This window comes from Chryseobacterium lacus, from assembly GCF_003336205.1.
In the GTDB taxonomy this organism is placed as follows: domain Bacteria; phylum Bacteroidota; class Bacteroidia; order Flavobacteriales; family Weeksellaceae; genus Chryseobacterium_A; species Chryseobacterium_A lacus.
Genome location: NZ_QPIE01000021.1, coordinates 1 through 1,032 on the forward strand (window position 1 = coordinate 1; position 1,032 = coordinate 1,032).

Sequence of the window (1,032 nt, forward strand, 5' to 3'; positions counted from 1 at the left end):
TTGTACGACATAGTAAAACCGAACCAAACAAAATGAAAGTCAGAGAAGAAAAGTTAAGAACAATTATAGAATGGTCGGAGAAAAACGAAGATGTAAGAGTTCTTCTTCTGACAAGTTCACTTGTAAATCCTTTAGCACTTGTTGACGAATTTAGTGATTTAGACATTGAATTTGTTTTTGAGGATAATACAAATTACATTTCAGACAAAAGCTGGACGCTTAAATTCGGAAATCCAATTGCTATGATTGAAGAAGACGAAAGTTGTTTTAACCATAAACACGCAATGAAAATGCTACTTTATGAAGACGGTGTGAAAGTAGATTTTAAACTTTACAGCAAATCAAAATTTATAAAGGAAACGCAAGAGAAAGAATTACCAGAAGATTGGGATATTGGTTATAAAATTTTAATTGATAAAGATGGTATTACAAAGCAAATGCTGAAACCAACTTATCAAATTTCCATTATCAAAAAACCGTCTGAAAAAGAGTTTCAAAATCTAATAAACGATTTTTGGTGGGACACAACTTACGTGGCAAAGTGTCTTGTGAGAGATGAAATATTCTATGCGAAATTTATGTCGGAAACCGTTATTCGCACAGAATATTTAATTCCTTTAATTGAATGGCACATTGCAAGTGAACACAATTGGAACATAACGACCAATAAATATGGACGACTTTTCAAAAAGTATCTTAACCAGGAAATGTGGGCTAAAACAGAACAAACATTTTCAGGGAGCGATATAAAGGAAAATTGGACTGCTCTATTTTCAATGACTGATTTAGTTTCAGAAATAGGAACTGAATTGTCAAAAAAATTAGAGTACAAATACCCGGATAAATTAGAAAATGACATACGAAAATATTTAGCTGGACTAAAACCCAAAACATAACTACGTCGTACAACATCGTATTGGCAATAGGCGGGCTGAACGGCTTCGTATCAACGGAAGTGCAAAATTCAACTTCTGTTCTTCGATTAAAGTTCAGTGCTAAAAATCCCGCCCATCGCCAATACGCGGCACGTTA

General features: G+C 33.7%; 1 protein-coding gene. It reads left to right on the forward strand.

Annotation, left to right across the window (positions count from 1 at the left end; all coding sequences use genetic code 11):
- Positions 1-32: 32 nt before the first annotated feature.
- Positions 33-896 carry an aminoglycoside 6-adenylyltransferase AadS gene (locus tag DQ356_RS11110; RefSeq protein WP_003013318.1) on the forward strand — a complete coding sequence of 288 codons (864 nt, stop codon included), beginning with the start codon at positions 33-35 and terminating at the stop codon, positions 894-896.
- Positions 897-1,032: the final 136 nt, after the last annotated feature.